At 70.2% G+C, this 25,593-nt stretch carries 23 protein-coding genes; 11 read left to right on the top strand and 12 right to left on the bottom strand.

The window, feature by feature from the left end:
- Positions 1-71: 71 nt before the first annotated feature.
- The gene (locus ABZ848_RS17730; RefSeq protein WP_360832373.1) at positions 72-500 is read left to right on the top strand and encodes a VOC family protein; all 429 of its coding nucleotides are present in this window, start codon (positions 72-74) and stop codon (positions 498-500) included.
- 77 nt (positions 501-577) lie between these two features.
- On the opposite strand, the gene fdhA is transcribed toward ABZ848_RS17730, so the two are convergent.
- From fdhA to ABZ848_RS17715, 3 genes are all read right to left on the bottom strand, one after another.
- Positions 578-1,804 (bottom strand): formaldehyde dehydrogenase, glutathione-independent, encoded by a 1,227-nt coding sequence (fdhA, locus tag ABZ848_RS17725; RefSeq protein WP_360832370.1) that lies wholly within the window; start codon positions 1,802-1,804, stop codon positions 578-580.
- Between the two features lie 129 nt (positions 1,805-1,933).
- A complete protein-coding gene (locus tag ABZ848_RS17720; RefSeq protein ID WP_360832368.1) occupies positions 1,934-2,488 on the bottom strand; it encodes a methylated-DNA--[protein]-cysteine S-methyltransferase in 555 nt (184 codons plus the stop codon).
- 45 nt (positions 2,489-2,533) lie between these two features.
- The gene (locus tag ABZ848_RS17715; protein ID WP_360832365.1) at positions 2,534-3,412 is read right to left on the bottom strand and encodes a glycerophosphodiester phosphodiesterase family protein; all 879 of its coding nucleotides are present in this window, start codon (positions 3,410-3,412) and stop codon (positions 2,534-2,536) included.
- A gap of 280 nt (positions 3,413-3,692) precedes the next feature.
- Between ABZ848_RS17715 and ABZ848_RS17710 the strand changes: the two genes are divergently transcribed.
- From ABZ848_RS17710 to ABZ848_RS17680, 7 genes are all read left to right on the top strand, one after another.
- Positions 3,693-4,550: an MHYT domain-containing protein gene (locus ABZ848_RS17710; protein ID WP_360832362.1), complete on the top strand. Its 858-nt coding sequence runs from the start codon at positions 3,693-3,695 to the stop codon at positions 4,548-4,550.
- Between the two features lie 40 nt (positions 4,551-4,590).
- Positions 4,591-6,723: an excinuclease ABC subunit UvrB gene (gene uvrB / locus ABZ848_RS17705; RefSeq protein WP_360832360.1), complete on the top strand. Its 2,133-nt coding sequence runs from the start codon at positions 4,591-4,593 to the stop codon at positions 6,721-6,723.
- A 163-nt stretch (positions 6,724-6,886) separates the two neighbouring features.
- A complete protein-coding gene (locus ABZ848_RS17700) occupies positions 6,887-7,465 on the top strand; it encodes a TerD family protein (RefSeq protein ID WP_360832358.1) in 579 nt (192 codons plus the stop codon).
- A 58-nt stretch (positions 7,466-7,523) separates the two neighbouring features.
- On the top strand, positions 7,524-9,530 hold the full coding sequence (locus ABZ848_RS17695; protein ID WP_360832355.1) for a TerD family protein: 2,007 nt from the start codon (positions 7,524-7,526) through the stop codon (positions 9,528-9,530).
- Positions 9,531-9,758: 228 nt separating this feature from the next.
- Positions 9,759-10,760, top strand: coding sequence for a TerC family protein (locus tag ABZ848_RS17690; RefSeq protein ID WP_360832352.1), 1,002 nt, complete (start codon positions 9,759-9,761; stop codon positions 10,758-10,760).
- 128 nt (positions 10,761-10,888) lie between these two features.
- Positions 10,889-11,203 carry a hypothetical protein gene (locus ABZ848_RS17685; protein WP_360832349.1) on the top strand — a complete coding sequence of 105 codons (315 nt, stop codon included), beginning with the start codon at positions 10,889-10,891 and terminating at the stop codon, positions 11,201-11,203.
- A 61-nt stretch (positions 11,204-11,264) separates the two neighbouring features.
- Positions 11,265-12,365 (top strand): ionic transporter y4hA, encoded by a 1,101-nt coding sequence (locus tag ABZ848_RS17680; RefSeq protein ID WP_360832346.1) that lies wholly within the window; start codon positions 11,265-11,267, stop codon positions 12,363-12,365.
- A 51-nt stretch (positions 12,366-12,416) separates the two neighbouring features.
- On the opposite strand, the gene ABZ848_RS17675 is transcribed toward ABZ848_RS17680, so the two are convergent.
- Positions 12,417-13,721, bottom strand: a complete 1,305-nt coding sequence (locus ABZ848_RS17675; protein WP_360832344.1) for an MFS transporter — start codon at positions 13,719-13,721, stop codon at positions 12,417-12,419.
- A gap of 62 nt (positions 13,722-13,783) precedes the next feature.
- Positions 13,784-14,830 (bottom strand): S66 peptidase family protein, encoded by a 1,047-nt coding sequence (locus ABZ848_RS17670; protein ID WP_360832341.1) that lies wholly within the window; start codon positions 14,828-14,830, stop codon positions 13,784-13,786.
- Between the two features lie 85 nt (positions 14,831-14,915).
- On the opposite strand from ABZ848_RS17670, the gene aroQ reads away from it, so the two are divergent.
- On the top strand, positions 14,916-15,389 hold the full coding sequence (gene aroQ, locus ABZ848_RS17665; protein WP_360832338.1) for a type II 3-dehydroquinate dehydratase: 474 nt from the start codon (positions 14,916-14,918) through the stop codon (positions 15,387-15,389).
- Between the two features lie 25 nt (positions 15,390-15,414).
- On the opposite strand, the gene ABZ848_RS17660 is transcribed toward aroQ, so the two are convergent.
- The 5 genes from ABZ848_RS17660 to ABZ848_RS17640 all read right to left on the bottom strand — a co-directional run bounded on the left by ABZ848_RS17660 (position 15,415) and on the right by ABZ848_RS17640 (position 19,722).
- Positions 15,415-16,167: an amino acid ABC transporter ATP-binding protein gene (locus ABZ848_RS17660; RefSeq protein ID WP_360832336.1), complete on the bottom strand. Its 753-nt coding sequence runs from the start codon at positions 16,165-16,167 to the stop codon at positions 15,415-15,417.
- Positions 16,164-17,081, bottom strand: a complete 918-nt coding sequence (locus ABZ848_RS17655; RefSeq protein ID WP_360832333.1) for an amino acid ABC transporter permease — start codon at positions 17,079-17,081, stop codon at positions 16,164-16,166. The genes ABZ848_RS17660 and ABZ848_RS17655 overlap by 4 nt, the downstream gene beginning before the upstream one ends.
- Positions 17,078-17,962, bottom strand: a complete 885-nt coding sequence (locus ABZ848_RS17650; RefSeq protein ID WP_360832330.1) for an ABC transporter substrate-binding protein — start codon at positions 17,960-17,962, stop codon at positions 17,078-17,080. The genes ABZ848_RS17655 and ABZ848_RS17650 overlap by 4 nt, the downstream gene beginning before the upstream one ends.
- 340 nt (positions 17,963-18,302) lie before the next feature.
- Positions 18,303-18,959 carry an MBL fold metallo-hydrolase gene (locus ABZ848_RS17645; RefSeq protein ID WP_360832327.1) on the bottom strand — a complete coding sequence of 219 codons (657 nt, stop codon included), beginning with the start codon at positions 18,957-18,959 and terminating at the stop codon, positions 18,303-18,305.
- 76 nt (positions 18,960-19,035) lie between these two features.
- Positions 19,036-19,722, bottom strand: coding sequence for a maleylpyruvate isomerase family mycothiol-dependent enzyme (locus ABZ848_RS17640; RefSeq protein WP_360832325.1), 687 nt, complete (start codon positions 19,720-19,722; stop codon positions 19,036-19,038).
- Between the two features lie 229 nt (positions 19,723-19,951).
- Here ABZ848_RS17640 and uvrA point away from each other — a divergent pair, with 229 nt between their 5' ends.
- Positions 19,952-22,996 (top strand): excinuclease ABC subunit UvrA, encoded by a 3,045-nt coding sequence (uvrA, locus tag ABZ848_RS17635; protein ID WP_360832322.1) that lies wholly within the window; start codon positions 19,952-19,954, stop codon positions 22,994-22,996.
- An 84-nt stretch (positions 22,997-23,080) separates the two neighbouring features.
- Here uvrA and ABZ848_RS17630 read toward each other — a convergent pair whose 3' ends face one another.
- A complete protein-coding gene (locus ABZ848_RS17630; RefSeq protein WP_360832319.1) occupies positions 23,081-23,668 on the bottom strand; it encodes a YceI family protein in 588 nt (195 codons plus the stop codon).
- Between the two features lie 100 nt (positions 23,669-23,768).
- Here ABZ848_RS17630 and ABZ848_RS17625 point away from each other — a divergent pair, with 100 nt between their 5' ends.
- Positions 23,769-24,626: a helix-turn-helix domain-containing protein gene (locus tag ABZ848_RS17625; RefSeq protein WP_360832316.1), complete on the top strand. Its 858-nt coding sequence runs from the start codon at positions 23,769-23,771 to the stop codon at positions 24,624-24,626.
- A gap of 31 nt (positions 24,627-24,657) precedes the next feature.
- Here ABZ848_RS17625 and ABZ848_RS17620 read toward each other — a convergent pair whose 3' ends face one another.
- A complete protein-coding gene (locus ABZ848_RS17620) occupies positions 24,658-25,569 on the bottom strand; it encodes a carbohydrate kinase (RefSeq protein WP_360832313.1) in 912 nt (303 codons plus the stop codon).
- Positions 25,570-25,593: the final 24 nt, after the last annotated feature.

The raw sequence follows: 25,593 nt of genomic DNA, 5'->3' as shown, positions 1-25,593 counted from the left end.
CTCATGTCTGGCGAGCACCGCGCCCGGTCAAACACTTGCGGCCTGTGGCGGCCGACACCAGCCTGAGGAACATGACGGACAACACGACACGTCTCGACCACGTAGTCCTGTGGGTGCACGACCCGGTCGCCTCGGCAGACTTCTACGAGAAGGTGATCGGCCTGCGGCCCGTCCGGGTCCACGAGTTCACCTCGGGTGAGGCTCCGTTCCCCTCCGTACGGCTCAACGACGAGACCATCCTCGACCTGATGCCCCACTCCATCGCGGAGCACATGAAGATGCTCCCCGGCGCCGCGGAGAGCGCCGGCCACCCCGTCAACCACATCTGCCTGGCCCTGCCCGGCGCCGACTTCGACACCCTCCACAGCCGCCTGCAGGAGCGCACCGTCCCCGTCTCCGAGTTCTCCTACGACTCCTTCGGCGCCCGCGGGAACGCCACCCGCAGCTTCTACTTCCGCGACCCGGACGGGAACGTCTTCGAGGCCCGGCACTACGACTAGCAGGGCGCAGGGGGCGGCCACGCGCGCGTGAACGCGTGTCCACCCCCTGCTCAGGGGCTCACCCCTGCCTCAGGGGCTCAGACGGGCCGTACGCCGTCCAGCGCCCCATGCGGATTGAGCACGTACTTGCGGCTGGCGCCCTGGTCGAACTCGGCGTAGCCGCGGGGCGCGTCCTCGATGCCGATGACGGTCGCGTTCACCGCCTTGGCGATGTGCACGCGCCCGTGCCGGATCGCCTGCATCAAGGGCCGGTGGTACTTCATCACCGGGCACTGTCCGGTCGTGAAGTGGTGGCTCTTGGCCCAGCCGAGACCGAGCCGCACCTTCAGCGTCCCGGACTTCGCGTCCTCGTCGACTCCGCCCGGGTCGTCCGTGACGTAGAGCCCGGGAATGCCCAGTGCGCCGCCCGCGCGCGTGATGCCCATCAGCGAGTTCAGGACGGTCGCGGGCGCCTCCGGGGCGTCGGGGCCGTGCGCCCGGGCCTCGAAGCCGACGGCATCGACCGCCGCGTCCACCTCCGGCTCCCCGGTGATCTGCGCGATCTGCTCCTCGATGTCGCCCTGCGAGACGTCGACGGTCTCGCAGCCGAAGCTCCGCGCCTGTGCGAGGCGTTCGGGGTTGAGGTCGCCGACGATGACCACGGCGGCCCCCAGCAACTGCGCCGAAGCGGCCGCCGCCAGACCGACCGGGCCCGCCCCGGCGACGTACACCGTCGAACCGACGCCCGCGCCCGAGCTCACCACACCGTGGAAGCCGGTCGGGAAGATGTCCGACAGCATGGTCAGGTCGAGCAGCTTCTCGCGCGCCTCGTCCCGGTCCGGGAACTTCAGCAGGTTGAAGTCCGCGTACGGGACCATGGCGTACTCGGCCTGGCCGCCGACCCAGCCGCCCATGTCGACATAGCCGTACGCCGCCCCGGGGCGGGCCTGGTTGACGTTCAGACAGATGCCGGTCTTGCGCTCCTTGCAGTTGCGGCACCGCCCGCAGGCGATGTTGAACGGTACGGAGACGATGTCGCCGACCTCGATGAACTCGACGTCCGGCCCCCGTTCGACGACCTCCCCGGTGATCTCGTGTCCGAGGACCAGCCCCTCGGGCGCGGTCGTCCGCCCGCGCACCATGTGCTGGTCGCTGCCACAGATGTTGCTGGCGAGCACCTTGAGGATCACACCGTGCCGGCACTTGCGGCCGACGTTCGCCGGTGCCACCCCTGGCCCGTCCTGCAGTTCAAGCGTCGGGTGATCGATGGTCCGGACCTCCACCGCGCCCGGCTTGAGATACGCGACTGCCCTGTTTCCGCTCATGCGAATTCGCCGTCCCTTCGGCTCCGAGCCCTCGGATGCCAGTGGCTGTGCGCATGGCGGAGTCTGCTACCGCCCCGGCCTTCCGGCCACCCTCCGCGTACGGGTGGGTGGGAGCCGGCCGACGGATCGTCAGAACAGCGGCTCGGGCAGCACCCCCTCCAGGGCGAGCAGCTTCCGCTTCGTCTCCAGTCCGCCTCCGAACCCGCCGATGCCCCCGTCGCTCTCGACCACCCGGTGGCAGGGCACCACGACCGGCAGCGGATTGGACCCCATCGCCGCCCCCACCGCCTGGGCCGCGCCCGGCTGGCCCACCCGCCCGGCCAGGTCGCCGTAGCCCACCACGGCGCCGTACGGCACACCGGCGGCCAGCTCGCGCAGCACCTGCCGGTTGAAGCCGGAGATCAGCGACCAGTCCAGCGGCAGCTCGAAGTCGCGCCGACTGCCCGCGAAGTACTCGTCGACCTGTCGTATCGCCTCGGCGAGCAGCGGCGAGTCCGGTGCCTCGACGGGCTCGGCGCCCAAGCGGGAGGCAAGCCCCTTGAGCGCCCTGTCCCGCACCGCGTCCGTGGCGTGGAACACGACGTTGACCAGGCCGTCGCGGGTCGCGGCCAGCAGCAGCGGCCCGATGCCGCTGTCGACCACAGCCCACACGACCTGCTGCTCGTACTGCCCATGGCTGTCCATGCGCCCACCGTACGACCCGCCACTGACAACGGCCGCTCCTCGGACTCAGGGTGCCTGCAGTGCCGCCCGCACCACGTCCGGCTTGTTGGTGATGATGCCGTCCACGCCGTAGCGGGCGACCCGCCGGGCCGTCGGCGCGTCGTTGACGGTCCAGGCGAAGACCTCCAGCGGCCTGTCGTGCGGGCCGCTGAACGCGTGCACGGCGGACACGTAGCCCGTGGAGATCGAGCTGTAGGAGGGGTTGATCCCGTCGGTGAAGCTCGCGTACGCGGGCAGGTCCGACACGCGTGGCCTGCCCAGGAAGCCCGTCGTGACGGCGGGCTCCAGGTCGTGGACGATCTTGAGACTGTCCGCGCTGAAGCTCTGCACGATCAGGCGGCCGGTCACGTGCTGCCGGTCGAGCCAGCCCTCGTTGGCGAGGAGTTTCAGGGTCTGCCGCTCGATGCCGGGGTACAGCTCGGGGTTCTTGATCTCCAGGAGCAGCTTCTGATGGTTGTGCTCCACCCGGCGCATGTACTGCCGCAGTGTCGGCACGCGCGTGCCCGCGTAGGTCGGACCGGACCAGCTGCCCGCGTCCAGGCGCCCGATCTCGGCCGCTGTGAAGTCCTTCACCTTCCACGGCGAGCGCCGGGGGAAGACCTGCTCGACGTCGGTCGTGCGCGCCAGGCTGTCGTCGTGGATGACGACGAGTTCGCCGTCCTTGGTGCGCTGGACGTCGTTCTCCACCCATGTGATGCCCAGCCGCGCCGCCCGGTCGATGGAGGCCAGGGTGTTCTCCGGCGCGTAGGCGGACGCCCCCCGGTGACCGATGACCAGGACGTGCTCGCCGACGACATCGCCCGCCCGGGCGTCGGAGCCGGGCAGCAGCAGGGCGGCGACCCCCAGCAACGCGGTGGTGATGGCGGCAACTGCGCGCGCGTACATGCGTGCTCCTCGCGTCGGGCAATCACGGACAGCTCAACTGTGACAGCAGAGCGTCATTGTCGGCGCGATACAGAATGGCCACACATTGAATGGTGTTGCCCAAGTCCGCTCACTGGTGCCGCACAACTGGGGCAACGACGTGTTTCTTTGCCGGAAAATCGTTCGACCATTCCGGTGGGAGTCATACTCTCTGCCTCAACCCTGACCGCTCGGGCGGTCCTGGGAGGGGGCGCATTTCAGGGAAATCAGGGACGTAAGAGGGCGGGAAGGGCAGCCGCGCATGCAAGGCACGGTCGACGGATTCAGCTACGGACTCGTCACACCGCTGGTGGCCTATCTCATGGCCTCCCTGGGTGGCGCCCTGGGTCTGCGCTGCACCACCAGATCGTTGCTCGTCACCCACTCCCGGCGGCCCGCCTGGCTGGCCCTCGGCTCCGCGGCCATCGGCTCCGGCATATGGACCATGCACTTCGTCGCGATGATGGGCTTCACGGTCGAGCAGGCTCCGATCCACTACGACAAGCCGACGACCTTCGCGAGCCTCGGCGTCGCCATCGTCATGGTGGGCATCGGGATCTTCATAGTCGGCTACAAGGGCGCGAAGGGGACGGCCCTGTTCACCGGCGGCACGATCACCGGCCTCGGCATCGCCTCGATGCACTACCTGGGCATGGCCGGGATGCGCCTGAACGGAAAGTTCGAGTACAACACGCTCACCGTGGCCGCCTCCGTCGTCATCGCGATGGGCGCCGCCACCGCCGCACTGTGGGCCGCAGGGCAGGTCAGGGGCTTCCTGTGGAGCGTGGGCGCGAGTCTCGTCATGGGGCTCGCCGTCAGCGGCATGCACTACACGGGCATGGCGGCCCTCAGCGTCCACCTCCACGGCACGTCCGCCCCGACCTCCGGCGACTCGCCAGCCGGGCTGCTGTGGCCCATGCTGGTCGGCCCGCTCGCCTTCCTCGTCCTCGCCGGCGTCGTCGTGATGTTCGACCCGCTGATGGTCATGGGCAAGCCTCAGTGGACCCCCGTGGAGCAGAAGCCGGGCGTCCCGGCCCACCCCACCGTCCACCATCCGGCCCACCGGCCGCGCCCGGTCCGGGGCGGCCGGCAAAGCTCACGCACCCCGCAGAACCGCTGATCGCACCGCGTTGTCAGTGGCGGGTCGTACGGTGGAACCCATGCGGCCCGTTTCCAACATCGAACGCACGGTGGCGCCCTTCGAGGTCGTCAGCCCCTACCAGCCCAGCGGCGACCAGCCCCAGGCCATCGCCGAGCTCGCCCGGCGCATCGAGGCAGGCGAGAAGGACGTCGTCCTGCTCGGCGCGACCGGCACCGGCAAGTCCGCCACCACCGCGTGGATGATCGAGAAGCTCCAGCGCCCCACGCTCGTGATGGCGCCGAACAAGACCCTGGCCGCCCAGCTGGCGAACGAGTTCCGCGAGCTGTTGCCGAACAACGCGGTCGAGTACTTCGTCTCGTACTACGACTACTACCAGCCCGAGGCCTACGTCCCGCAGTCGGACACCTACATCGAGAAGGACTCCTCGATCAACGAGGAGGTGGAGCGCCTGCGCCACTCCGCGACCAACTCGCTGCTCACCCGACGCGACGTCGTCGTGGTCGCCTCGGTGTCCTGCATCTACGGCCTCGGCACCCCGCAGGAGTACGTGGACCGCATGGTCCCCCTCCGGGTCGGCGAGGAGATCGACCGCGACCAGCTGCTGCGCCGCTTCGTGGACATCCAGTACACGCGCAACGACCTGGCGTTCACCCGCGGCACCTTCCGGGTCCGCGGCGACACCATCGAGATCTTCCCGGTCTACGAGGAGCTCGCGGTCCGCATCGAGATGTTCGGCGACGAGATCGAGGCCCTCTCGACGCTCCACCCGATCACCGGCGAGATCATCAGCGACGACGAGCACCTGTACGTCTTCCCCGCCTCCCACTACGTCGCGGGCCCCGAGCGCATGGAGCGCGCGGTCAACGACATCGAGAAGGAACTCGGCGAGCGCCTCGCAGAGCTCGAGAAGCAGGGCAAGCTCCTGGAGGCCCAGCGCCTTCGGATGCGGACGACGTACGACCTCGAGATGCTCCGCCAGATCGGCTCCTGCTCCGGCGTGGAGAACTACTCGATGCACTTCGACGGCCGCCTGCCCGGCTCCCCGCCGAACACCCTGCTGGACTACTTCCCGGACGACTTCCTGCTGGTCATCGACGAGTCGCACAACACCGTCCCGCAGATCGGTGCCATGTACGAGGGCGACGCCTCCCGCAAGCGCACCCTCGTCGACCACGGCTTCCGCCTGCCCTCCGCCCTCGACAACCGCCCGCTGAAGTGGGAGGAGTTCCAGGAGCGCATCGGACAGACGGTGTACCTGTCGGCGACCCCGGGCAAGTACGAGCTCTCGCGCGCGGACGGCGCCGTGGAGCAGATCATCCGCCCCACCGGCCTCGTCGACCCGGAGGTCGTCGTCAAGCCCACCGAGGGCCAGATCGACGACCTGGTGCACGAGATCCGCAAGCGCACCGAGAAGGACGAGCGTGTCCTGGTCACCACGCTCACCAAGAAGATGGCCGAGGACCTCACGGACTACTTCCTGGAGCTCGGCATCCAGGTCCGCTATCTGCACAGCGACGTCGACACCCTGCGCCGCGTCGAGCTGCTGCGCGAGCTGCGCTCCGGCGAGTTCGACGTCCTGGTCGGCATCAACCTCCTGCGTGAGGGACTCGACCTGCCCGAGGTGTCCCTGGTGGCCATCCTCGACGCCGACAAGGAGGGCTTCCTGCGCTCCGGCACCTCCCTGATCCAGACCATCGGCCGCGCGGCGCGCAATGTCTCCGGCCAGGTCCACATGTACGCCGACAAGATCACCCCGGCGATGGATAAGGCCATCGAGGAGACCAACCGCCGCCGCGAGAAGCAGGTCGCGTACAACACGGAGCGGGGCATCGACCCGCAGCCGCTGCGCAAGAAGATCAACGACATCGTGGCGCAGATCGCCCGCGAGGACGTCGACACGGAACAGCTGCTCGGCTCGGGCTACCGCAAGTCGAAGGACGGCAAGGGCGCCAAGGCCCCCGTGCCCGCCCTCGGAAAGGCCGGCGGCGCCAAGTCCGCCAAGGGCAAGGCCAAGGAGACGGTGCCGACCGACCGCCCCGCGGCCGAACTCGCCGACCAGATCGAGGAGATGACGGCACGGATGCGCGCGGCCGCCGCCGACCTCCAGTTCGAGATCGCGGCCCGGCTGCGCGACGAGGTCTCCGAGATGAAGAAGGAACTGCGCCAGATGAAGGAGGCCGGCCTGGCCTGACCCCCCCCGGCAGCCACCCGCCGTACCTCGGCGGATGCGCACTGTGTTGCAAGACCGACACAAAGTACGAGCCGGGGTACGGCACTGTCAGTGGCCCTGCGTAGGGTTCTGGTCAACCGCGGACTCCGCGGCAACAGGGGACAGTTCGAGAGGGGATCAGCGCGTGACCGTCAACATGACCAAGGGTCAGGCCATCAGTCTGCAGAAGAACGACGGAGGCAGCCTGACCGCGGTGCGCATGGGTCTCGGCTGGCAGGCGGCTCCCCGGCGCGGCCTGTTCGGCTCGCGCACCCGGGAGATCGACCTCGACGCCTCGGCCGTCCTGTTCGCCGACAAGCAGCCGGTCGACGTCGTCTTCTTCCGTCACCTGGTGAGTGACGACGGCTCGGTGCGCCACACCGGTGACAACCTCGTCGGCGGTGTCGGCCAGGGCGGCGACGACGAGGCGATCCTCGTCGACCTCGCGCGCGTCCCGGTCCACATCGACCAGATCGTCTTCACCGTCAACTCCTTCACGGGCCAGACCTTCCAGGAGGTGCAGAACGCGTTCTGCCGCCTGGTCGACGAGACCAACGGCCAGGAGCTGGCCCGCTACACCCTCGCGGGCGGCGGCGCCTACACCGCCCAGATCATGGCCAAGGTGCACCGCTCGGGCCCGGGCTGGACGATGACGGCCATCGGCTCTCCGGCCAACGGCCGCACCTTCCAGGACCTGATGCCGGCCATCCTGCCGGTCCTGTAGGACCGCCCGGCGGGCCGCACACGACACGACACACCAGCGACACAGGGGGACGAGGGCGATGACGGCCGAGCTGGTGCGAGGGCAGAACCACCCGCTCTCCCAGGCCCGTCTGGAGATCCGGGTCTCGGCCGGCACGCCGATCGTGGCCTCGGCCACGCTCGGCGACGAGCACGGCAGAGCCCGTGGCGTCGAATGGGTCGCCCACCCCGGAGCGCCCACCCTGCCGGGCCTGGAGGTCTCCCGGCAGGCGGCCGCCGACCACCGGCTCGCGGTGGATCTGGCCGCCATGCCGGAGACCGTGCACCGCGTCAGCGTGCTGCTCGCCCTGCCCACGGCGGCCGCGGGCGGCCCGCCCCGCTTCGGTGCCGTGGCCGCCCCCTTCGTCGCGGTCACCGGCCTCGACGGCTCCGAGGTCGCCAGCTACACGATCACCGGCCTCGACGCGGAGTCCGCCGTCGTCGCCCTCGAGCTCTATCGCCGCCAGGGCGCGTGGAAGGTGCGCGCCGTCGGCCAGGGATACGCCGGCGGCCTCTCCGAGCTCCTCACCGACCAGGGCCTGCCCGAGGCCCACCACCTCGCGGGCAGCATCCACGAGGCGGTGGCCCACAGCCTGGCCCGCTCGGTCCCGGCGCCTCCGCAGCGCACGGCCGACGGCGACCGCACCCGCCAGACCGCCGCCCCCGCGCCCGGCCCCGACCAGGGTGGCCCCGCACCGCAGGGCGCCCCCGGTCACGTACCGCCGCATTCCTCGTCCCCGTACACCCCGCAGGCCGGACAGCCCGCCTACCCCGGGGGACCCGCGGACCCGTCCGCCGTCACCCAGCCGTCCACGCCCACCGCCGGCGGGCCGGTGAACTACACCCATCCGGGCCGGCAGACCGCCGCCCCGCCGCCGCCCCCGCCGACCGCACCCCCGGCGCCGCCCGGACAGCCCGCGCAGCCCGTCGCGGGCGACGCGACCGGCTGGTCCATGGACGAGCGGCTCTACAACCAGGTCTGGGGCATGTTCGAGGACCTGGCCCGCACCACGGCCGCGTACCGCAGCGCCGTCGACTTCGCCGACTCGCGGATGGAGAAGGAGCTCGACCAGGCCCTGTCCGACCCGCGCAACAGGATCGGCGGGCAGGGCGACGCCGCGCGCGAGGCCGCCCGCACCAAGCACGCGGACCTCGTCGACCAGGCCAGGGCCGCCCTCGACCGGGACCTCGCCCAGCTCACCGCCGAGGCCGATGTGGTGGAGCCCGCGCTGCCGCCCGCGTACGCGCGCTGGGACAACCCCGTGTGGCACGCCTACCGCGTCCCCATGGAGATCCCCATGGCACTGCGCCTGGGCGACCTCTACCTGCCCGAGAGCGAGCTGCTGCGCATCCCGATGCTGGTACGGCTGCCGCTGGAGCGCGGTCTGTGGATCGACAGCGGCACCTCGGGGTCCTTCGACGAGTCGTACGCCGATGCCCACGCGCTCGGCCACCTCGCGATGACCACGGCGGTGGCGCTCGCCGCCCGGCTGCTCGCGGTCTATCCGGCGGGCGAGTTCACCGTGCACGTCGTCGACCCGGCCGGCTCGGGCGCCCAGGCCCTCGCGCCGCTGGTGCGGACCGGAGTACTCGCGGGTCCGCCCGCCGTGGGCGCCGCCGGGGTGACGGACGTCCTGACCCGGCTCACCCAGCGCGTCGACCTGGTGCAGATGGCTCTGCGCGGCGGCGCGGCCGACTCGCTTCCGCCCGGCTTCGACACGGCCCAGCAGCTGCTGATCGTCAACGACTTCCCGCACGGCTTCGACGACCGGGCCGTGAACCAGCTGCGCTACCTAGCCGATGAGGGCCCGGCCGTCGGCGTCCACCTGATGATGGTCGCGGACCGCGAGGAGGCCTCGGCCTACGGGCCTTTGCTCGACCCCCTGTGGCGTTCGCTGCTGCGACTGACCCCGCTGCCCGACGACCACCTCGCCGACCCGTGGGTCGGCCATGCGTGGACGTACGAGCCGGCGCTCGTGCCGCCCGGCAGCCAGGTGCTCCAGCAGGTGCTCACTTTGGTGGCCGCGGCCCGCACCAAGTACACGTAAAGAACCTCTGACCAGGGAATTTGGACCTTTCTTTGCCAATCACTTTACCTTTCCTTGGTGATTGGGGTATCGTTTCCGGCACGGAGGGGAGTACTCCCTGTCGACTGCGGCGTACCCGTCAATACGGATCGGATCCGATCCCGGGGCGTCGGCCCACCGTGGGTGGAAGAGACCTCCGGCAGCGCGACGACGCTGGTCATCTGCCGTTACGTAATGCCGGAGGCGCACATGGATGTTTCCCCGACCCTCTGGGTCCTGACGATCGTGGGCCTGGCGGCGCTGATCGCGGTCGACTTCTTCATCGGCCGCAAGCCGCACGACGTGTCCATCAAGGAAGCCGGAATCTGGACGGTCGTCTGGATCGCCCTCGCCGGACTCTTCGGGCTCGGCCTGCTCGTCTTCGGCAGCGGCCAGGCCGGCGGCGAGTTCTTCGCGGGCTTCATCACCGAGAAGTCGCTGAGCGTCGACAACCTCTTCGTCTTCGTCCTGATCATGGCGAAGTTCGCGGTGCCCTCGCAGTACCAGCAGCGGGTGCTGCTCGTCGGTGTCCTCATAGCCCTGGTCCTGCGGGCGGTCTTCATCGCCGCGGGCGCAGCCATCCTCGCCAGCTTCGCGTGGGTCTTCTACATCTTCGGCGCCTTCCTGATCTGGACCGCCTGGAAGCTCATCCAGGAGGCCCGGTCCGACGAGGACGACGAGGAGTTCGAAGAGAACAAGCTGCTCAAGGCCGCCGAGCGCAGGTTCGGGGTCGCCGACCGCTACCACGGCACCAAGCTGTGGATCCAGCAGAACGGCAAGCGGGTCATGACCCCGATGCTCGTCGTGATGCTCGCGATCGGCACCACGGACGTCCTGTTCGCGCTCGACTCCATCCCCGCGATCTTCGGCCTGACCCAGGACCCGTACATCGTCTTCACCGCGAACGCCTTCGCCCTGATGGGCCTGCGCCAGCTGTACTTCCTCATCGGCGGCCTGCTCAAGAAGCTGGTCCACCTCAGCTACGGCCTGTCGATCATCCTCGGGTTCATCGGCGTCAAGCTGGTGCTGCACGCGCTGCACGAGTCCGGCGTCCACGTCCCGGAGATCTCCATCCCGGTCTCCCTCGGCGTCATCTGCTCGGTCCTGATCGTCACCACGATCACCAGCCTCCGGGCGTCGAGGAAGCAGGCGGCTCAGGATGCGGCGCAGACGTCGAGCGAAGGCGCTCCGAAGGACAGCATCCAGGCCTGACCACGACAGACGTAGGAACAACCAGCACCGGGAGCGACCCAGGATGAATTGCCGACCACCGCTCCCGGTGCTTCGTTGGGTGGTGAGCACTCCCGCCCCGGGAGAGCCACGACCGGGCGGAGGAATCCGTGGACGCACCCACCAAGTTCGTGCAGATCATCGACTTCGAGTCCGACCGCTTCGACGAGATGCGCAAGCTGGCCGAGGAGATGGACGAGCGCTTCGCCGGCCGCAGCGGCGGTCCCACGCACCGCCTCGTCCTCAAGGACCGCAACCAGCCGAACCACTACCTCGTGGTCATGGAGTTCAACTCCTACGAGGAGGCCATGGCCAACAGCGACGCCCCCGAGACCACCGAGTTCGCGCAGCGGATGGCTGCACTGTGTACCCGGCCGCCGTCCTTCACCGACTGCGACCTGGAAGGGATGACCGAGTTCAAGTGACGTGCGTCAGGCCCCGCAAAGCCGGAATGCGGGGCCTGAGCCCCTCTGCGAGGATCGCGTCATGATCGCTCGGCTCAGGTCGCTCACCACCCAGTGGACGCTCCTCGTGCCGGTCCTGGCGGTCGTCCTGCTGGCCTTCACCTGGGGGCGGGATCTGCCGGGCGCGGTCGTCGCGCTGGTGACGCTGGTCCTCGCGGGGGCTGTACTGGCCGCCGTTCACCACGCCGAGGTCGTGGCCCACCGGGTCGGCGAGCCGTTCGGCTCCCTCGTGCTCGCGGTCGCCGTCACGATCATCGAGGTCGCCCTGATCGTCACCTTGATGGCCGACGGCGGCGACAAGAGCTCGACGCTGGCCCGGGACACGGTCTTCGCCGCCGTGATGATCACCTGCAACGGCATCGTCGGCATCTGCCTGCTCGTCGCCTCCCTGCGCCACGGCACCGCGCTCTTCAACCCCGAGGGCACCGGCGCCGCCCTCGCGACCGTCGCCACCCTGGCCACGCTCAGCCTGGTGCTGCCGACCTTCACCACCAGCAAGCCGGGCCCGGAGTTCTCCGGCGTACAGCTCACCTTCGCCGCGATCTCGTCCCTGATCCTGTACGGCCTGTTCGTCGCGACCCAGACCGTGCGGCACCGTGACTACTTCCTCCCCATCACCCGCCAGGGCGATGTCATCACCGCGGACGACCACGCCGACGCGCCGTCCGGCCGCACCGCCTGGATCAGCCTCGGCCTGCTCGGCCTGGCGCTGATCGGCGTGGTCGGCCTGGCCAAGGGAGTGTCGCCCACCATCGAGTCCGGCGTCGAGGCCGCCGGACTGCACCACGCCGTCGTCGGTGTGATCATCGCCCTGCTGGTGCTGCTCCCCGAGACCATCGCCGCCCTGCACTCCGCCCGCCGCGACCGTGTCCAGACCAGCCTGAACCTCGCGCTCGGCTCGGCCATGGCCAGCATCGGCCTGACCATCCCCGCGGTCGCCCTGGCCTCCGTTTGGCTCTCCGGCCCGCTCGTCCTGGGCCTCGGCTCCACCCACATGGTGCTGCTCGCCCTGACGGTGGTCGTCAGCTCGCTGACGGTCGTGCCTGGCCGGGCCACGCCGCTGCAGGGAGGCGTCCATCTGGTGCTGTTCGCGGCGTACTTGGAGCTGGCGATCAACCCTTAGCAGAAACGTGCCTCCACGCTTGTGCCGCCCGCGACCCGCCGTCCGCCGTCCTCACCCGGCGGCCGGCTCCACCACCCCCACCGGCACCGGCCGTGTCTCCGGCAGCAGCGCGAAGCACCCCAGGCTCAGCAGCGCGATCCCCGTCAGATACGCGCCCACGCCCCACGGCACCCGGCCGCCGTGCTCGGCCAGTGCCGTCGCCGCGATCGGCGTCAGCGCGCCGCCGAGCACCCCGCCGAGGTTGTAGCCGACGGCGGCTCCCGTGCAGCGCACCCGGGGCTCGTACAGCTCCGGCAGATACGCGGCGATGACCCCGAACATCGCGACGAACGCGAGCAGCGCGCCCAGGAAGCCGAGGAACATCGGCAGCGGCCGGCCGGTGGCGAGCAGCGCGACCGTCGGGAACATCCACAGGACGGCGGCGGCACACCCGGCAAGGCACATCGGGCGCCGCCCGAACCGGTCCCCGAGCAGCGCGGCCAGCGGTGTGAGCGCGCCCTTCACCACGACGGCGGCCATGATGCAGGTCAGCATGACGGTACGGCTCACCCCGAGCCGCTCCGTCGCGTAGGCGAGGGACCAGGTCGTGACGGCGTAGAAGATCGCGTACCCGACCGCCAGCGCCCCGGCCGTCAGCAGGACGAGCCGCCAGTGGTCGCGCACGACCTCCGCGAGCGGCACGCGCGCGTGGTCGTCGATTTCGAGGAAGCTGGGGCTCTCGGCGAGCGACGACCGGAGCCACAGCCCCACCGCGGCCAGGGCCCCGGCCATCCAGAACGGCACCCGCCACCCCCACGCGGCGAACTGCGCCTCGGACAGCGACGCCGACAGCGCCAGCATCACCCCGTTGGCGAGCAGAAACCCGAGCGCGGGCCCGACCTGCGGGAAACTCGACCACAGGGCACGCCGCTCGGCGGGCGCGTGCTCCGCGGTCAGCAGCACGGCCCCGCCCCACTCCCCGCCGAGCCCCAGCCCCTGCAGAAACCGCAGGACCAGGAGCAGCACGGGCGCCATCACACCGATCGTGTCGTACGTCGGCACACAGCCGACCGCGACCGTGGACGCGCCGGTCAGCAGCAGTGAGGCGACGAGGACCGGCCGTCGCCCGCGCCGGTCCCCGATGTGCCCGAACAGCACCGACCCCAGGGGCCGCGCCACGAACCCGACCCCGAAGGTCGCGAACGCCGCCAGCGTCCCGGCCATCTGCGAGAACGTCGGGAAGAACAGCGGCCCGAGGACCAGTGCGGCCGCGGTCCCGTAGACGAAGAAGTCGTAGAACTCGATGGCCGTCCCGGCGAGCGAGGCCGCCGCGAGCCGCAGCATGGAGGGTGCCCTTACGGTGCGTACGTCGTGCATGCCGCGTCAACTACCCACGGTGACCGCGGGTTACGGGGGCGCGTGGGCGCGCCGGGGCCGCGTCAATACGTGACGGTGATGCGCCGGGCGGGACCGTCGACACGGACGAGACCGCCGTACGGGATGACGAGTTGTGGATCGGTGTGGCCGAAGTCCACGTCGAAGACGATCGGGGTGGTGGGGGAGTACATGTGCATGGCCCGTCTTACGGCCTCGCGTTGATCGTCGGCGTAACGGGCCGCCTCCTCGGGGCCGTTGGGGTGCTCGAAGGACCAGGTCTTGGGGCGGCCCATCAGCAGCGCGGAGAAGCGCTGCAGGAGACCGCGTTCGCCCATGTTGCGTAGGGTGCGGAAGACCTCGGTGGCGCCGGGGAGCTCCTCGGAGGTCTCCAGGAACAGCACTGCGCCGTCGTACGCGCTCGGATCGTGTGCGATCTCGCGGTCGGCCATCAGGAGCCAGGCGAGGATCTCCAGGCAGCCGCCCCAACTGCGGCCCTCGACCACGCGGTCGGCGTTCTCCCAGGTCCAGCCGGTGCCGGGCCGGGTCTCCGGTGCGGCGTCGAAGGTGGCGGGGTCGGCCCAGTCGCGGTCGACGTCGGTCCAGCGCTCGGCGGGCGCGAGTTCGTACTCGCCGGAGGTGAACAGTGCGGCCCGGAGGGACTCGGCGGTCAGCGGGGCCATGGCGACGGGTCGCCCGAGCGCCGTCATCACGTTGCCGCCGTGGTAGCCGACGATTCCGGTGTTGTGCAGGAGGGCGAGCAGGTTCGTGTTGTCGCTCATGCCGAAGAACGGCTTCGGGTTCGACCGGATCAACTCCCGGTCCAGCAGCGGCAGTACGGTGATCTGGTCGTCGCCGCCGATCGACGCGATCACCGCCTTGATGCCCGGGTCGGCGAACGCGGCGTGGAGGTCGTCGGCCCGCTCCTGCGGCGTCGAGCCCATCCTGCGCGTCGCCGGATACTCGACCGGTTCGAGCCCGTATTCCTTCCGCAGCCGCTCCAGGCCGAGTTCATAGGGGCGCGGAAAGAGCCCCGGGAGTCCGGCGGAGGGCGAGACGACGGCGACGCGGTCGCCGGGTGCGGGCTTGGGCGGGTACGCGGGCGTCGTCATGCGGGGAGGGTACGGGGCGTACCGCGGCCGGCGCATCGTGATAAACCGGGGCTGAGCCGCCCACCCGCACCGGACCGGAGGAACCGTGCCCCGCACCCTGGCCAACGCCCCGATCATGATCCTCAACGGGCCCAACCTGAACCTGCTGGGCCAGCGCCAGCCGGAGATCTACGGCAAGGACACGCTGGCCGACGTCGAGGCCCTGTGCGTCAAGGCGGCGGCCGCGCACGGCGGCACGGTGGACTTCCGCCAGTCCAACCACGAGGGCGAGCTGGTCGACTGGATCCACGAGGCGCGGCTGAACCACTGCGGCATCGTGATCAATCCCGGCGCCTACTCGCACACGTCGGTCGCGATTCTGGACGCACTCAACACCTGCGACGGACTGCCCGTCCTGGAGGTCCACATCTCCAACATCCACCAGCGCGAGTCCTTCCGGCACCACTCCTACGTCTCCCTGCGCGCCGACGGTGTCATCGCGGGGTGCGGTGTGCAGGGGTACGTGTTCGGCGTGGAGCGGGTGGCCGCGCTGGCGGGGGCGGCGCAGGCCGACGCGTAAGGGGCGTCGACCAGGCGGGCGGCTGTTACAGCCGTCCCGCCTCCACGATCCGCCGCAGGAAGCGCTGTGTGCGTTCCTGCTGCGGGTCGCCGAAGACCTGCTCGGCGGTTCCGCGCTCCAGCACGACCCCCGAGTCCAGAAAGCAGACCTGGTCGGCGACATCCCGAGCGAAGCCCATCTCGTGCGTGGCCAGCACCATGGTCATGCCGTCCTCCTTGAGGTCACGCACGACGTTGAGGACCTCGCCGACGAGCTCCGGGTCGAGGGCGGCGGTGACCTCGTCGAGCAGCAGCAGCCGGGGACGTACGGCGAGCGCGCGCACGATCGCCACGCGCTGCTGCTGGCCGCCGCTGAGCCGGTCCGGGTACTCGCCCGCCTTCCCGCCCAGCCCGAGCCGCTCCAGGAGTTCCCTGGCCCGCTGCTCGGCCTCTTCCCGGGACACCCCGTGCACCCGCCGCGGGGCGAGCGTGATGTTGTCCAGGACGGTCATGTGCGGGAAGAGGTTGTACGCCTGGAAGACCACGCCGATGCGGCGCCGTACCGCGTCCTGGTCGGCGCGCGGGTCGGTGATCTCCTCGCCGTCCAGCCAGATCGCCCCGTCGTCGATCTCCTCCAGCAGGTTGGCGCACCGCAGCAGCGTCGACTTGCCGGAACCGGAGGCGCCGATCAGGGCGGTCACCGTGTGCGGGGCGACCTCCAGGTCGACGTCCCGCAGGACGACGGAGTCGCCGAAGGTCTTGCGCACGGACTCCATGCGCAGCACGGGCGCGTCGCTCATAGCGCACCTCCCTGGGCGCGCCGGCGGTCCATCCGGGCCGTCACCCAGTCCGTGAAGCGGGTCATCGGGATGGTCAGTGCCACGAACACGAGGCCCGCGACGATGTACGGCGTGTAGTTCAGGCTGCGCTGGGCGATGATGTCGGCCGCGCGCACGGCGTCCACCGCGCCGCCGATCGACACCAGGCCCGTGTCCTTCTGGAGGGACACCAGGTCGTTCAGCAGAGGCGGCACCTGCCGGCGTACCGCCTGGGGGAGCACGACGTGGCGCAGGGCCTGCCGGTTGGTCAGCCCCAGCGAGCGGGCCGCGGCGCGCTGCGAGGGGTGGACGGACTCGATGCCGGCGCGGAACACCTCGGCGACATAGGCCGAGTACGTCAGGGTCAGCGCCGTACCGCCGAGCCACACCGGATCCACCGTCACGCCCTGAAGCCGCAGCGCGGGCACACCGAAGACCACGATCATCAGGTTGATGATGAGCGGCAGCCCCCGGAAGAAGTCCGTGTACGCGGCGGCCAGCGCCCGCAAGGGGAAGAAGACCGGCCCGGGCAGGGTGCGCGCGATGGCGATCAGCATGCCCAGCACGAGGACCAGCACACCGCAGATCAGCAGCAGACGGATGTTGAGCAACAGCCCTTCGAGGACCTTGGGGAGCGCCTCGCGCGCGTAGTGCGGATCGAAGAAGGTCTCCTTGGTGCGCTCCCAGCCCGGCGCGCTGACCACGACGACGTACAGGACGGCGGCCGTGATGAGGGTCGACAGGGCGGCTATCGCGGTCGCTCTACGCGCGCGTGCGCGCTTGTACCGTTCGCGGTCCAGGCGCCGCTCGGAGGGGACGTACGGGTCGTCCCCGCCGGGCATGTCGCCCTTGTCGTCCCCGCTCTCCCGGCCGGAGTCGTCCTTCACGAGCGTCACTTGAGCACCGGAGCGTCGACGGCGTCGGAGAGCCACTGCTTCTCCAGCTTCGCCAGCGTGCCGTCCTCGCGCAGGGCGTCCACGGCCGAGGACACGCACGACGTCAGGTCGCTGCCCTTGTCCAGGACGAGCCCGAACTGCTCGGGCGTACCGCCCTGGTTCTCGAACTGACCGACGACCTCGGCGTTCGTCACCTGGGCCGAGGTGATGTAGAAGGCGGTCGGCAGGTCGACGACGATGGCGTCCACCTGACCGTTCTTGAGCGCGGAGACGGCCTGGTCGTTCTTGGAGAACGCGGCCGCCTCCTGCGACGGCTTCACCACGTCGCTGATGTAGTTGAGGCTCGTCGTGCCCACCTGGGCGCCCAGCTTGAGGCCCTTCAGGTCGGCGACGCTCGTCGCCTTGGCGGCCTTGCTGCCCTTGAGCGCGACGACGGCCTGGCGCACGTCGTAGTAGCCGGACGAGAAGTCGACGGCCTTCTTGCGCTCGGCGCTGATGGAGACCTGGTTGATGTCGAAGTCGAAGGTCTTCACACCGGGAGCGAAGGCCTTGTTGAAGGGCACGCTCTGCCAGACGACGGCGCTCTTGTCGTAGCCGAGCTGCTTCGCCACGGCATAGGCGACCGCCGACTCGAAGCCCTCGCCGTTGGCCGGCTTGTCGTCCTTGAACCAGGGCTCGTACGCCGGCTCGTCGGTGGCGATCGTCAGCTTGCCGGAGGTGTGGGTGGCCAACTTGCCCTTGGCGCAGGTGTTCCCGGTCGAGCCGGAAGCGGTGTCGGACGTTTTGTCCTCGGGCTGCGGGGCGCAGCCGACGGCCGTGGCGAGGAGGGCTATGGTGGCCGCGGCGACGGCGCGGCGCAGGGCGCGAGGGGCGAGGTGCATGGCGGGAGAGTGGCAGTCGGACGTCCTGTTTGTCGAGGTCACGACCGCAATTGTCCGCATACTGGGAACCTGTGTTGCAGTCCTGTGAACACTTTCCGGACAGAGGCCCGTGAGCGCTTTCAGGACAGGGTTCCGTGAACCGTTTCCGGACAGGACGCCGGGGCCGCCGGCCGAGGGCGGGGATCGAAAGACCGGCGGCCCGTACCGCGCAGGAGCCGTCATCCTGTGCGGGGCTGCTTCCAGTTGACTGCGCAACAAGGTGCGCCGCGAGCGCGCGCATGGCACCGGCGCGTGTGAATGCTTCACACGGGGCGCGTGCCGGTGCCGCGCGCGCCGGTGTTCACCACCCGCGCGCGTGCCACTCCGGCAGTTGCGGTCGCTCCGCCCCCAGCGTCGTGTCGTTGCCGTGGCCCGGGTAGACCCAGGTCTCGTCCGGGAGCACATCGAAGATCTTCGTCTCGACGTCGTGGATCAGACTGGCGAACGCCTTCGGGTCCTTACGGGTGTTGCCGACGCCCCCGGGAAACAGGCAGTCCCCGGTGAACACATGGGGATGGCCGTGCGGGTCGTCGTAGACGAGGGCGATCGACCCCGGCGTGTGCCCGACGAGGTGGCGCGCGGTGAGCTCCACGCGCCCCACCCGGATGACGTCGCCGTCGTCGACGAGGACGTCGGTCGGCACGGGGATGCCCGGGGCGTCCTCGCGGCCCGCGTACGTCTGGGCGCCGGTGGCCGCGACGACCTGGGCGAGGGCCTGCCAGTGGTCGCCGTGCTGGTGCGTGGTGACGACGGAGGCGACACCGTCGTCACCGATCATCCCGACCAGGGTGTCCGCGTCGTTGGCCGCGTCGATCAGCAACTGCTCGTCGGTGGCCCGGCAGCGCAGCAGATAGGCGTTGTTGTCCATCGGGCCGACCGCGATCTTGGTGATCATCAGGTCCTTGAGCTCGTGCACGTCCGCCGGGCCGCCGACCGTCACCTGTCCGCTGTACGTCATGGCGGTCAGCCTATAGCGGGACCGCGGCCCGGCAATCGTCCGCGTACGCCCCCGGACCACCGCAGGGGCCGGCGGCCTAGAGCGGCGGAAGCTGTGGCAGCGCGCCGCCCGCCACGCTCAGTGCGGAGCCGTCGCGGCGTCCGGCGAGCCAGCCCAGCAGCTCGGCGGACGGGCCGGTCACGGTGATCTCCGGTGCGTCGGCCTCCCGGCCCGTCCGCCACGCGCGCGTGCCGTCCGTCAGACGCGTGGGCGCCACGTCCGGGTGGCCCGAGAAGCGCTCCGTGAGGAAGTCGATCTCCCGCTCCCGGAATTCCGCCGGCAGGTCCTCCAGCTCGTATCCGATCCCGAGGTCGACATGGTGCAGCTCCACCTCGACCCAGCGCCGGAACGGCACCCGGGACGCGGAGTCCGTGACGCCGTTGCGCAGCTCCACCGTCCGCGACCAGTCCGCCGGCGCGGCCCCCGCCGCCTGGAACCGGGCGGCGCTCTCGCGCAGGTCGGCGACCTGGACGTCGAGGGGGCGCGGGGCGTCCCGCTCGATGTCGGCGTCGCGGGCGTCGCCGGAGACGTACATGGGACGGCCCTCGAGGACGTTCACGAGGGCGTCCGCGTTGCGGGCGAGGTGGGCGAGGACGTGGCCGCGGGTCCAGCCCGGCAGCCGTGACGGCTCGGCCGCCGACGCGTTGTCCAGTTTGGCCGCTGCGGTGAGCAGCCGTTCCGTCGCGTCACGTACAGACGCCAGGTCATGACCGTGATCAATCATGGTGCTGACCCTAGTCCCGCCACACCTTTGGGTGAAGGTGGTGAAGCTGTGCCGTAAATCGAATGCGCGTGCTATATGGTCGGAGGCGGCGTCGGGCATGCTGGACCGCCGGGGATTGTTATGCGTCCCGGGAATCCGACCGGCGTTGTCAGTGGCTCCCCCTAGTCTGAGAAAGCACGGGGGCCTCGCCCCTGTCACTCCTCTCAAGCCAAGAAAGGTGCGGACCGGCGTGGCCGACCGTCTCATCGTCCGTGGCGCGCGCGAGCACAACCTCAAGAATGTCTCGCTCGACCTGCCGCGCGACTCGCTCATCGTCTTCACGGGCCTGTCGGGGTCGGGCAAGTCCTCGCTGGCCTTCGACACCATTTTCGCCGAGGGCCAGCGGCGCTACGTGGAGTCCCTCTCCTCGTACGCCCGCCAGTTCCTCGGCCAGATGGACAAGCCGGACGTCGACTTCATCGAGGGTCTGTCGCCCGCCGTCTCCATCGACCAGAAGTCGACCTCGCGCAACCCGCGCTCGACGGTCGGCACCATCACCGAGGTCTACGACTACCTGCGTCTGCTCTTCGCGCGCATCGGCAAGCCGCACTGCCCCCAGTGCGGCCGCCCGATCTCGCGCCAGTCGCCGCAGGCCATCGTCGACCGGGTCCTGGAGCTGCCGGAGGGGAGCCGCTTCCAGGTGCTGTCGCCGCTGGTGCGCGAGCGCAAGGGTGAGTTCGTCGACCTCTTCGCCGATCTCCAGACCAAGGGTTACAGCCGCGCGCGGGTGGACGGCGAGACCGTCCAGCTCTCCAACCCGCCCACCCTGAAGAAGCAGGAGAAGCACACCATCGAGGTGGTCGTCGACCGCCTCACGGTGAAGGACTCCGCCAAGCGGCGCCTCACCGACTCCGTGGAGACCGCCCTCGGGCTGTCCGGCGGCATGGTCGTGCTCGACTTCGTCGACCTCCCCGAGGACGACCCCGAGCGCGAGCGCATGTTCTCGGAGCACCTGTACTGCCCGTACGACGACCTGTCCTTCGAGGAGCTGGAGCCCCGCTCCTTCTCCTTCAACTCGCCCTTCGGTGCCTGCCCCGAGTGCACCGGCATCGGCACGCGCATGGAGGTCGACCCGGAGCTGATCGTCCCGGACGAGGACAAGTCCCTCGACGAGGGCGCCATCCACCCCTGGTCGCACGGGCACACCAAGGACTACTTCGGCCGTCTGATCGGAGCCCTCGCGGACGCGTTGGGATTCCGGACGGACATCCCCTTCGCGGGCCTGCCGCAGCGCGCCAAGAAAGCCCTCCTCTACGGCCACAAGACGCAGATCGAGGTCCGCTACCGCAACCGGTACGGGCGCGAGCGCGTGTACACGACGCCCTTCGAAGGCGCCGTCCCCTTCGTGAAGCGCCGGCACAGCGAGGCCGAGAGCGACTCCAGCCGCGAGCGCTTCGAGGGCTACATGCGCGAGGTGCCCTGCCCCACCTGTGAGGGCACACGCCTGAAGCCGATCGTCCTCGCGGTCACGATCATGGAGAAGTCGATCGCCGAGGTCTCCGCGATGTCCATCAGCGACTGCGCGGACTTCCTGGGCGAGCTGAAGCTCAACGCCCGCGACAAGAAGATCGCCGAGCGCGTACTGAAGGAGGTCAACGAACGGCTGCGCTTCCTGGTCGACGTCGGCCTGGACTACCTCTCGCTCAACCGCGCGGCCGGCACCCTCTCCGGCGGCGAGGCCCAGCGCATCCGCCTGGCCACCCAGATCGGCTCCGGTCTCGTCGGCGTCCTGTACGTCCTCGACGAGCCGTCCATCGGTCTGCACCAGCGCGACAACCACCGGCTGATCGAGACCCTGGTCCGCCTGCGCGACATGGGCAACACGCTCATCGTCGTCGAGCACGACGAGGACACCATCAAGGTCGCCGACTGGGTCGTCGACATCGGCCCCGGCGCGGGCGAGCACGGCGGCAAGGTCGTGCACAGCGGCTCCCTCAAGGAACTGCTCGTCAACGCCGAGTCGCAGACCGGTCAGTACCTGTCCGGCAAGAAGTCGATCCCGCTGCCCGACATCCGGCGCCCGCAGGACCCGACCCGCCGGCTCACGGTGCACGGCGCCCGGGAGAACAACCTCCAGGACATCGACGTGTCCTTCCCGCTGGGCGTGTTCACGGCCGTCACGGGCGTGTCCGGCTCCGGCAAGTCGACGCTCGTCAACGACATCCTGTACACGCACCTGGCCCGTGAGCTGAACGGCGCGAGGAGCGTGCCCGGCCGCCACACGCGCGTGGACGGCGACGACCTCGTCGACAAGGTCGTACACGTCGACCAGTCGCCCATCGGCCGCACCCCGCGCTCCAACCCGGCGACGTACACAGGCGTCTTCGACCACGTCCGCAAGCTGTTCGCCGAGACCACCGAGGCGAAGGTCCGCGGCTATCTGCCCGGCCGCTTCTCCTTCAACGTCAAGGGCGGCCGTTGCGAGAACTGCGCGGGCGACGGCACCATCAAGATCGAGATGAACTTCCTCCCGGACGTCTACGTCCCGTGCGAGGTCTGCCACGGCGCCCGGTACAACCGGGAGACCCTGGAGGTCCACTACAAGGGCAAGTCCATCGCCGAGGTCCTGAACATGCCCATCGAAGAGGCCATGAACTTCTTCGAGGCCGTCCCGGCGATCAACCGTCACCTCAAGACACTCAACGACGTCGGTCTCGGCTACGTCCGTCTCGGCCAGTCGGCGACCACCCTGTCCGGTGGTGAGGCGCAGCGTGTGAAGCTCGCCAGCGAGCTGCAGAAGCGCTCCACCGGGCGCACGGTGTACGTCCTGGACGAGCCGACCACGGGTCTGCACTTCGAGGACATCAGCAAGCTGCTGAAGGTCCTGTCCGGACTGGTCGACAAGGGCAACACGGTCATCGTCATCGAGCACAACCTCGACGTGATCAAGACCGCCGACTGGGTCGTCGACATGGGCCCCGAGGGCGGCGCGGGCGGCGGACTCGTCGTCGCCGAGGGCACGCCGGAGGAGGTCGCCGGGGTTCCGGCCAGCCACACCGGCAAGTTCCTGCGGGAGATCCTCGGCGCCGACCGGATCAGCGACGCGACCTCGGTGAAGGCCCCGCGCAAGGCCCCGGCCAGGAAGACGGTCGCGGCCAAGTCGACGGCGAAGAAGACGGCGACGGCCAAGACCACGACGGCCAGGGCCGCCAACAACACGGCCGCGAAGAAGGCGGCCGCGGTTGCGAAGAAGACGGCCCCGGCGAAGAAGACGACGCGGGCGCGGAAGGCCTGAGGCGCACGAGCCACGAGGCCGAACAAATCCAGAAAAAAGCGGCGCCCCGCGGGAACTCCCCGCGGGGCGCCGCTCGTTCCACCATCAGCCACCCTGGCCCTGCGGTCCGACGGGTTCCACGAACTGCATGTCCAGATGAACCTTGACAACATCACCGAGAAACCCGGCTCCGAAATCCAGCCCGTAGTCGCTGCGCCGGATCTCACCCGTCGCCTCGAACCCGGCGTGCTTCCTCTGATCCACAGGGGAGTCCACGGCCCCGCCGAACTCGACGGCGAGCGTGACCGGGCGGGTCACGTCCCCGATGGTCAGGTCCCCTTCCATCGACCAGTCCTCGCCCTGCCCGGACACGCGCGTGGAGCGGAAGGACATCGTCGGCCGCTTCTCCACGTCGAGCAGTTCGGGCGAGCGGGTGTGCGCGTCCCGGTCGGAGTTCCCGGTGTCAATAGAGGCAAGAGCGATCTCGGCGCTCACCCGCACCTCGTCGGCCGTCCCGCCGACGGAAAGCCCGGCCCCGAACTCGGTGAACCGGCCGCGCACCTTGGCGATCCCGAGGTGCCGGATGGTGAAGTTGACGGCCGAGTGCAGCGGGTCGAGTTCCCACTCGCCGGGCGCGAGCGGCAGAGCGGAGACGGAAGTGGCGGCGGAGTCCGCGGGGTTGTCGTAAGTCATGTCCCCACCCTGCGAGTTCCGCGTCGGGGGAGGGAGGCCGGGTGAAGAGTGGTAGTGACAGGGACACCCTCCGCGACGGCACGCGTTGTACGTTCGAGCGGTGAGCGACAACGAGTTGGGCACCTTCCTGCGCACCCGCCGAGAAGCGGTCACCCCCGCGGAAGTGGGCCTGCCCGCGGGCTCCCGTCGCCGCACTCCCGGGCTGCGCCGCGCCGAGCTGGCCACGCTCGCCGGCATCAGCGTCGAGTACCTCACCCGGCTCGAACAGGGGCGTGACCGCAATCCCTCACCCCAGGTGCTCATCGCGCTCGGCGACGCCCTGCGGCTGTCGACGACGGACAACATACTGCTGCGCCGACTGGCCAAGGCACACGGCGAGGACAAGGTCCTCTGCCAGTCGGCCGCCACCGCCCCCGTCCGCACGGTACGACCGACCGTCCAGGCACTCCTCGACCGCCTGGAGCCCGCACCAGCCGTCCTGCTCAACTGGATCGGCGACATCGTGGCCCACACCAGGGGGTATGAGCGCTACGCCCGCCCGCTGGGCCTGCTCGACGGCGACCCGCCCAACCTCGTCCGGTACCTGTTCACCGACGACCGTGCTCACGCCGCGTACCCCGGCTGGGACCGACTCGCCGACGAGCAGATCGCCCATCTCCGCCACGAGGCCTCGCTGCACGAGCCCCATGTCGCCGCGCTGGCCGAGGAGTTGACGGCGACGGCGGGAGCGTCGTTCAGCGAGCGGCTCGCCGCCGCCCCGGCCCTGCCCGCCCGCTCCGGCACCGAACTCGTCGACCACCCCGAGGCCGGACGCCTGCGCCTGTCGTACGAGACGCTCGCGCTGCCGGACGAGGGCCAGCGCCTGGTCGTGCACATCCCGGCCGACGAAGCCACGGCCACGGCCCTCGACCGTCTCAACGGGCGCCTACCGGGCGCGCTGCGCGCGGTGAGCGGCTGACGGACGGGCGCCCCTGCGAGGCGAACCGCCTCTACACCTCGCCCACCTCAGAGGCGTACGGCGGCTCGGCTCCCGCGCGGGAACACGTGATCGCCGCCGCGCGTGCCGCGAACCGCAACAGACGGGTCCAGCCGTCCGTGCCCAGGTCGAGGAGCGCCTCCTCGGACAGGGCGTCCCAGGTGGACAGGCCGTGCAGCAGGGCCGCGTTCACCGTGTCGCCGGCACCGATCGTGTCGACGACGTCGACCTTCTCGCCCGGCACGGGGTACACGGCCCCGCCTCGGACGAACGCGGTGAGACCGTCGCCGCCGTGGGTGATCACGACGGCCGCGGGGCCGGCGGCCAGCCAGTCGCGCGGGGTGCCGCCCAGCCACTGGGCGTCCTCCTCGGAGAGCTTGAGCAGCGACACCGAGGGCAGCCAGCTCCCGAACCGGGCCCGGTAGGCGTCGGCGTCGGGGATCAGGCCCGCCCGGACGTTGGGGTCGAGCGCGGTGAACACACCCTGGGCGGCAGCGGTCCGCAGCAAGCCCTCATAGGCGGTCGCCCCCGGTTCCAGGACGAGTGAGCAGGTGCCGAAGGACACGGCCCGCGTCTCGGCGGGGAGCGCCTCGGGGGCGGTGAACAGCCGGTCGGCGGTGCCGTCGACGTAGAAGGAGTAGGAGGCCGAGCCGTTCCCGTCGAGGGTGGCGACCGCGAGCGTGGTCGGTTCCGCGCCGCGCTGCACGGCGGAGACGTCCACGCCGGCCCGGCGGAGCCCGTCGAGCAGGGCCTCGCCGAAGGCGTCCCGCGAGGTGCGGGAGCAGAAAGCGGTGGGGGAGCCGAGGCGGCCGAGGGCCACGGCGGTGTTGTACGGGCCGCCGCCGAGTGCCGGCTGCAGCCCCGCGAGGGCACCCGTGCCCTGCGGTACCAGGTCGATCAGGGCCTCACCGGCGACGACGATCACGAGACGTTCCTTTCTTGAACTGCT

It is taken from the genome of Streptomyces sp. NPDC047081, from assembly GCF_040643775.1.
Taxonomy (GTDB): Bacteria; Actinomycetota; Actinomycetes; order Streptomycetales; family Streptomycetaceae; genus Streptomyces.
Note: the sequence above shows the minus strand (reverse complement) of the source record. Positions and strands in the feature narration are given on the sequence as shown.

What these genes read in the sequence shown, in the direction of transcription:
- ABZ848_RS17660 (WP_360832336.1), bottom strand. Translation starts at nt 16,167, where the DNA reads ATGAGCGACGCGCCCGTGCTGCGCATGGAGTCCGTGCGCAAGACCTTC.
- ABZ848_RS17710 (WP_360832362.1), top strand. Translation starts at nt 3,693, where the DNA reads ATGCAAGGCACGGTCGACGGATTCAGCTACGGACTCGTCACACCGCTG.
- fdhA (WP_360832370.1), bottom strand. Translation starts at nt 1,804, where the DNA reads ATGAGCGGAAACAGGGCAGTCGCGTATCTCAAGCCGGGCGCGGTGGAG.
- ABZ848_RS17645 (WP_360832327.1), bottom strand. Translation starts at nt 18,959, where the DNA reads ATGACGTACAGCGGACAGGTGACGGTCGGCGGCCCGGCGGACGTGCAC.
- ABZ848_RS17670 (WP_360832341.1), bottom strand. Translation starts at nt 14,830, where the DNA reads ATGACGACGCCCGCGTACCCGCCCAAGCCCGCACCCGGCGACCGCGTC.
- ABZ848_RS17650 (WP_360832330.1), bottom strand. Translation starts at nt 17,962, where the DNA reads ATGCACCTCGCCCCTCGCGCCCTGCGCCGCGCCGTCGCCGCGGCCACC.
- ABZ848_RS17675 (WP_360832344.1), bottom strand. Translation starts at nt 13,721, where the DNA reads ATGCACGACGTACGCACCGTAAGGGCACCCTCCATGCTGCGGCTCGCG.
- ABZ848_RS17630 (WP_360832319.1), bottom strand. Translation starts at nt 23,668, where the DNA reads ATGACTTACGACAACCCCGCGGACTCCGCCGCCACTTCCGTCTCCGCT.
- ABZ848_RS17640 (WP_360832325.1), bottom strand. Translation starts at nt 19,722, where the DNA reads ATGATTGATCACGGTCATGACCTGGCGTCTGTACGTGACGCGACGGAA.
- ABZ848_RS17690 (WP_360832352.1), top strand. Translation starts at nt 9,759, where the DNA reads ATGGATGTTTCCCCGACCCTCTGGGTCCTGACGATCGTGGGCCTGGCG.
- ABZ848_RS17715 (WP_360832365.1), bottom strand. Translation starts at nt 3,412, where the DNA reads ATGTACGCGCGCGCAGTTGCCGCCATCACCACCGCGTTGCTGGGGGTC.
- ABZ848_RS17695 (WP_360832355.1), top strand. Translation starts at nt 7,524, where the DNA reads ATGACGGCCGAGCTGGTGCGAGGGCAGAACCACCCGCTCTCCCAGGCC.
- ABZ848_RS17720 (WP_360832368.1), bottom strand. Translation starts at nt 2,488, where the DNA reads ATGGACAGCCATGGGCAGTACGAGCAGCAGGTCGTGTGGGCTGTGGTC.
- ABZ848_RS17730 (WP_360832373.1), top strand. Translation starts at nt 72, where the DNA reads ATGACGGACAACACGACACGTCTCGACCACGTAGTCCTGTGGGTGCAC.
- uvrB (WP_360832360.1), top strand. Translation starts at nt 4,591, where the DNA reads ATGCGGCCCGTTTCCAACATCGAACGCACGGTGGCGCCCTTCGAGGTC.
- ABZ848_RS17680 (WP_360832346.1), top strand. Translation starts at nt 11,265, where the DNA reads ATGATCGCTCGGCTCAGGTCGCTCACCACCCAGTGGACGCTCCTCGTG.